Source organism: Pseudomonas sp. IT-P176, assembly GCF_949767245.1.
In the GTDB taxonomy this organism is placed as follows: domain Bacteria; phylum Pseudomonadota; class Gammaproteobacteria; order Pseudomonadales; family Pseudomonadaceae; genus Aquipseudomonas.
Map to the genome: position 1 here is coordinate 1 of NZ_CATKPN010000078.1, position 5925 is coordinate 5925.

Annotated in this window: 5 protein-coding genes; 4 read left to right on the forward strand and 1 reads right to left on the reverse strand. The window is 62.9% G+C overall.

All coding sequences use genetic code 11. The annotated features are described in order from the left end of the window. Positions 1 to 200: 200 nt before the first annotated feature. Positions 201 to 1217 carry an AraC family transcriptional regulator gene (locus tag ACM6IP_RS21105; protein ID WP_095170426.1) on the reverse strand — a complete coding sequence of 339 codons (1017 nt, stop codon included), beginning with the start codon at positions 1215 to 1217 and terminating at the stop codon, positions 201 to 203. 232 nt (positions 1218 to 1449) lie between these two features. Here ACM6IP_RS21105 and efeU point away from each other — a divergent pair, with 232 nt between their 5' ends. Genes efeU through efeO (ACM6IP_RS21125) form a run of 4 tightly spaced genes read left to right on the forward strand, consistent with a single transcriptional unit; the run spans position 1450 to position 5684 of the window. Beyond that, positions 1450 to 2301: an iron uptake transporter permease EfeU gene (gene efeU / locus ACM6IP_RS21110; protein WP_401129419.1), complete on the forward strand. Its 852-nt coding sequence runs from the start codon at positions 1450 to 1452 to the stop codon at positions 2299 to 2301. A gap of 8 nt (positions 2302 to 2309) precedes the next feature. Continuing rightward, positions 2310 to 3509 (forward strand): iron uptake system protein EfeO, encoded by a 1200-nt coding sequence (gene efeO, locus ACM6IP_RS21115; protein ID WP_414862224.1) that lies wholly within the window; start codon positions 2310 to 2312, stop codon positions 3507 to 3509. A gap of 18 nt (positions 3510 to 3527) precedes the next feature. Next, entirely contained in the window at positions 3528 to 4826 is a 1299-nt protein-coding gene (efeB, locus tag ACM6IP_RS21120; RefSeq protein ID WP_414862225.1) for an iron uptake transporter deferrochelatase/peroxidase subunit, read from the forward strand. 33 nt (positions 4827 to 4859) lie between these two features. Next, complete coding sequence (gene efeO, locus ACM6IP_RS21125) at positions 4860 to 5684, forward strand: iron uptake system protein EfeO (protein ID WP_414862226.1); 825 nt, start codon at positions 4860 to 4862, stop codon at positions 5682 to 5684. Positions 5685 to 5925: the final 241 nt, after the last annotated feature.

The following is a 5925-nucleotide window of genomic DNA, read 5'->3' on the forward strand; positions in this document are numbered from 1 at the left end:
CACCGAGTGGTGGGGCGAGAGCCTTTTGCTTACTTTTGGGCTTTCAAAAGTGAGCCGCCGTCAGGCGGAACCATAGGAGGCCGTTACCGAAGAAATGGATATGTACTCGGTCTAATCCAACACCCTGGTGCAACGTCGCACCACAGTTGTGTAGATACCTATGCCGCGATAGCCATATCAGCTCGCGCGCTAAAACCGACTCAATCGGCGTCGCTGAGAATCAGGCTGCGGTAATGCCCCGGGTTGGACCCCGACCACTTGCGAAACGCCTTGTAGAACGAGCTGGTATCGGCAAACCCCAGGCGGGCGGCGATGTCGCTGAAGCTGATGGCCGGTTCGGCCAGCCAGACAATCGCCAACTCCTTGCGCACGCTGTCTTTCAAACCCTGGTAGGTCTGCCCCTCTTCCGCCAGGCGCCGGCGCAGGGTCGAGGCCGACATGCACAGCTGTTGCGCCAGGCTTTCGGTCTCCGGCCAGGTGTGCGCCGGCAGATGCCGCAAGTCGTGTTTGATGCGGCTGGCCAGGCTTTGCGGGTCACGGTATTTGACCAGGATGTTGGCCGGGGCATGGGCCAGGAAGCGCTGCAGCTCTTGCACACTGCGCTTGAGCGGCAGGTCGAGGCAGTCGGCCGCGAAGATCATCCGGGTCCGTGGCCGGTCGAATCGCAGGTTCTCGGAAAACATCACCTTGTAGTCGTCGCAGAACGGCGGCTCGGCGCAACGCAGTTCAATGGCCAGGATCGGAATCCGTCGCCCCGCCAGCCAGCAGGCCACGCCGTGGACGATCATCCAATAAGTGAAGTAGGTGAAGGCGCGACGCGGTTGCGGGTCGTCTTCCAGCAGGACGATCTCCGCCAGGCTCTGCTGGTGCACCAGTTGCGCTGGCAGGCGCTCGAGCATCAGCGACAGAAAGCCCAAGCCGCTGTTCAGACCTGCCGCCAACGTCGGCTGGGCCATGGCGCACTGGCAGAGAAAGGCCAGGCTGCCTGATTTCAGCTGGCGCGGGTCCATGCCGAAGAACTCGTCGTCGCGCCGCCGCGCCAGCAGCCGCCACAGCCGGGCGTAGGCGGTAGCCGGCACCCGGGCGTCCGCCACCTCCAGTAACCGCGGCTCGATACCGACCTTAAGCAGCACTTCATGACTGGCGGCACCCGGCTCGCAGCTTTGTAACAGCGCTTCGCGCACCAGGTGAATGGAGATGCTGTCTTTTTCCGACATAAAGCGTGGCGACCCGGTTTTTATTTGAGGGCCATCTTAACGTACCAGCTGGCCAGTTGGCCCTCGATCAACGGCAAGGCGCTGACTCAATCGCGAAAATGCCCCTGATCAGCGCAACGACCCTTCCTTGGAATTGGTTCAGCCTTCGTTCAGGTAAATGTCAATCAGCCTCGACTGACAATGAGTATCATTATGTTACAACTTAGCTTGCTATCTATCTCGACGGTGCTGAATGCTGGTTCCTTTTCTGATCATGCTGCGCGAAGGCATTGAAGCGGCGTTAATCGTCGGCATCATTGCCAGTTACCTCAAGCAAACCGGGCGCGGGCACTGGCTGCCGGCAGTGTGGATCGGCGTGTTTCTCGCCGCCGCCCTGGCCCTGCTGGTGGGCGCTGGCCTGGAATTGATGAGCGCGCAGTTCCCGCAGAAACAACAGGAGTTGTTCGAGGCAGTGATCGGCCTCGTGGCCGTGGCCATCCTCAGTTCCATGGTGTTCTGGATGCGCAAGGTCGCCCGCTCCATCAAGCACTCGCTGCAGTTGTCCCTGGAGCAGGCCATGAGCAGCTCCCGGCATCAGGTCGGCGCCTTGATCGCCATGGTGTTTTTCGCTGTGGCCCGCGAAGGCCTGGAAACCGTGTTCTTCCTGCTGGCGGTGTTCCAGCAGAGTAGCGGCCCGGCAGCGCCAATCGGTGCCCTGCTCGGCCTGGGCCTGGCGATTATCGTTGGCTGGCTGATCTACAGCGGCAGTATGCGCCTGAACCTCGCGGCGTTCTTGCGCTGGACCGGGCTGTTTATTGTGTGGGTGGCCGCCGGGATTCTTGCCAACTCGGTGCAGGCCCTGCATGAAGCCGGGGTGTGGAATCACCTGCAACAGGTGGTTTTTGACCTCAGCGCCAGCCTGCCAATGGACGGCCCACTGGGCTCGGTGCTGGCCGGCATGCTCGGCTACCAGGACGCGCCCACCGTCAGCACCCTCGGTGCCTACGGGATTTATCTGCTGGTGGCCCTGGTGCTGTTGTGCCTCCCGGTCAGCGCACCCGCGAAGCCGCCAGCCAGTCCTTCCTCTTCCGCTTCCAGTCAGTAAGGGCATACATGTCAAGCCAGGTCCCCCTTTCATCCTTGCCACCCCGTACCTTGCACTGGGCGCTGGCCGGCTCGGTGTTGGTGATGATCGCCGCCGGTGGATTGTTCTACTACGCCGCGCACATGGCCGCCGCCAAGCGTCAGGCGCACCAGGGTGAAATCACCGTGACCATCCACCCCCACAGTTGCGAACCCAACGCCCTGACCGTGCCGGCAGGCCCCACCAGCTTTCGCATCGTCAACCGCTCCGAGCGTGCCGTGGAATGGGAAATCCTCGATGGCGTGCTGGTGCTCGAGGAACGGGAAAACATCGCCCCGGGCCTGAGCCAGGTGATCAACGCCGACCTGTTGTCAGGCGAGTACAGCATCACCTGCGGATTGCTCAGCAATCCCCGCGGCACCTTGCACGTGACCCCGACCGCCGCGTCCGAAGCCGCCGCCAAGGCCCGTCCATCAATGCTGGCGTTTGTCGGCCCGTTGTCGGAATTCCGGGTTTACCTCAGCACCCAGGGCACCGAGTTGATCAAGGCGGCAAGCGCTTTGCAGCAAGCCATCGATGCGGGAGACCTGGAGCAGGCCCAAGCCCTGTACATGCCTGCCCGCATTGCTTATCAACGCCTGGCCCCGGCGGCGCAACGCCTGGCCGAACTGGATAACGCGATCAATGCCCGCGCCGACTACTTCGAGCAGCGTGAGCAGGACCCGCAGTTTGTCGGCTTCCACCGGATTGAATACAGCTTGTTCGAGCAGCGCAGCACCGCGGGCCTGGGTCCAATCGCTGCACGGCTGTTGGTTGATGTCGGCCAACTCAAGCAACAACTGCTGGCGCAATCGCTGCCGCCCGGACAACTGGTGAGCAGTGTCACGCGCAACCTGCGCAGCATCGCCCAGGTGCGCGCCAGCAGCGGTGAAGAGGAGCGCTACAGCCACAGCGACCTCAACGGATTCATCGCCAACCTGGCGGTCAGCCGCAAAGTGCTCGACTTGCTGCGCCCCTTGCTGGTCAAGAGTGCCAGCCCGCTGTTGGCGCAGATTGATCGTGCAGCCAGCGACTTCGAAACCGAGCTCAATGACCTGAACGCCCAGGCTGGCGACCGTGGCTATGAGCGCCTCAACGCCGACCAGCGCCAGCGCATCGCCGATCGGGCCAAGGCCCTGGCTGACGCGCTCGATGGCATCGATCCCGCCCTTGGCCTTTTCGGCCTGTAAGCAGAAGACCAACGACAGATGAACCATTCAGATCCATTCAGTGCCCAGCGTCGCCGTGTGTTACTGGGCATGGGGGCCGCTGGTATAGCGCTGGCGGGAAGCGCCCTGAGCTGCCCGGCCATGGCCGCCAGCCCAGCACAAGTCACCCAGGCCCCAAGCAGCGACAAGACCGAGGACCGCCAGCGTTTCCACGGTCAGCACCAGGCCGGCATCGTCACCCCACGCCCGGCCGCCGGCATGCTGGTAGCCTTTGATGTGCTGGCCAGCGACCGCGACGAACTCGAGCGTCTGTTCCGCACCCTCAACAGCCGGATCGCCTTCCTGATGGCCGGCGGCCCGGTGGCTGAGCTGGACGCCAAGCTGCCGCCGCTGGACTCCGGGATTCTTGGCCCGCTGGTAACGCCGGACAACCTGACCATCACCGTGTCGGTGGGCGAATCGCTGTTCGACGAACGTTTTGGCCTGGCGCCCGTCAAGCCCCACCGGCTGATCCGCATGCACGAGTTTTCCAACGATGCACTGCAGCCGGATCTTTGCCACGGCGACCTGAGCCTGCAGTTCTGCGCCAACAGCGCCGACACCAACATTCATGCCCTGCGCGACATCGTCAAGAATCTGCCGGACCTGCTGCTGGTGCGCTGGAAACAGGAAGGCAGCGTACCGCCGCAGGCACCGGCCAAGCCCGGGGTCGCGGCGCAAAGTGCACGTAATTACCTGGGTTTTCGCGACGGCTCGGCCAACCCCGACTCCAACGACCCCGGCAGCATGCGCCAAGTGGTCTGGGTCCAGCCCGGCAGCACGGAGCCGGCCTGGGCCGCCCATGGCAGCTATCAGGTGGTGCGGATCATCCGCAACCTGGTGGAGCGATGGGACCGCACGCCCCTGCAGGAACAGCAAAGCATCATCGGCCGGGTCAAGACCACGGGCGCGCCCCTGGACGGTACCCAGGAGAACCAAGTGCCGGACTACGCCTCAGACCCCCACGGTCAATTGACCCGGCTGGATGCCCATATCCGCCTGGCCAACCCGCGCACCGCCGCGACCCAGGGCAATCTGATCCTGCGCCGGCCGTTCAATTACTCCAATGGCGTGAGCAAGAACGGCCAGCTGGAAATGGGCCTGTTGTTCATCTGCTACCAGGCCGACCTGCTCAAGGGCTTCATCACCGTGCAAAACCGCCTCAACGGCGAACCGTTGGAGGAGTACCTCAAGCCCATTGGCGGTGGGTACTTCTTCAGCTTGCCGGGCGTCACCGACGACCAGGACTTCATCGGTCGCTCACTGCTTGGCGCTGCACCGGCCATGACCAGGGCCTGATATCACCTCACACCCCACCCACGGAACCGTCCCATGAACAAATCGCCTCTCGTTTTGCTGGCAGCCCTTGGTTTGCTCCACGCCCCTATCCCGGCTTTCGCCGCCACGGCACCGCTGGACCTGGTGGGGCCGATCTCCGACTACAAGATTTACGTCACTGAACAGTTGGATGAACTGGCCAGCCACACCCAGGCGTTCACCGCCGCAGTGAAACGCGGCGACCTGGCCACCGCGCAACGACTCTATGCGCCAACCCGGGTGTACTACGAGTCGATCGAGCCGATCGCCGAACTGTTCAGCGACCTCGACGCGTCCATCGACTCCCGGGTCGACGACCATGAACAAGGGGTCAAGGCGCCTGACTTCACTGGCTTCCACCGCATCGAATATTCACTGTTCGCCGCGCACACCACCGAGGGTCTGGCGACCCTGGCGGACGGCCTCGACAAGGACATCAAGGACCTGCAGGCCCGGGTGGCTGGCCTGACCTTCCCGCCGGAAAAAGTGGTGGGTGGCGCGGCGGCCTTGCTCGAAGAAGTGGCGGCGACCAAGGTTTCCGGCGAAGAAGATCGCTACAGCCACACTGACTTGTATGACTTTCAGGGCAACATCGACGGCGCGAAAAAAATCGTCGACCTGTTCCGTGGCCAACTGACCCAGCAGGACCAGGCGTTCGTGGCCAAGGTCGACAAAAACTTCGCCAGCGTCAACAGCATCCTCGCCAAGTACCGGACCGCCGACGGTGGCTTCCAGACCTACGACAAGGTCAAGGACCGCGACCGCAAGGCCCTGATCGGACCGGTCAATACCCTGGCCGAAGACCTGTCGACGCTGCGCGGCAAATTGGGATTGAACTGACGTCCCCCCGTCCCCTTCCTGGTGAGCGTATGCAAAATCTGCCAGCAGCAACAAAACACAGTGCGAGCGAGCACACTCGCTATGGGGCCGGCCCCATCGCTAGCAGGCTAGCCCACAAGGGAAATTCGTACACCAGGAAAAGCCAGGCCGCCTCGCCTAATGCCGATCAGTTAAGCGATGCTGTCAATTGTAGGAGCGGGCGCCCGCTTGCGGCTTGCTCGCGAAAAACGTCAACGATAAC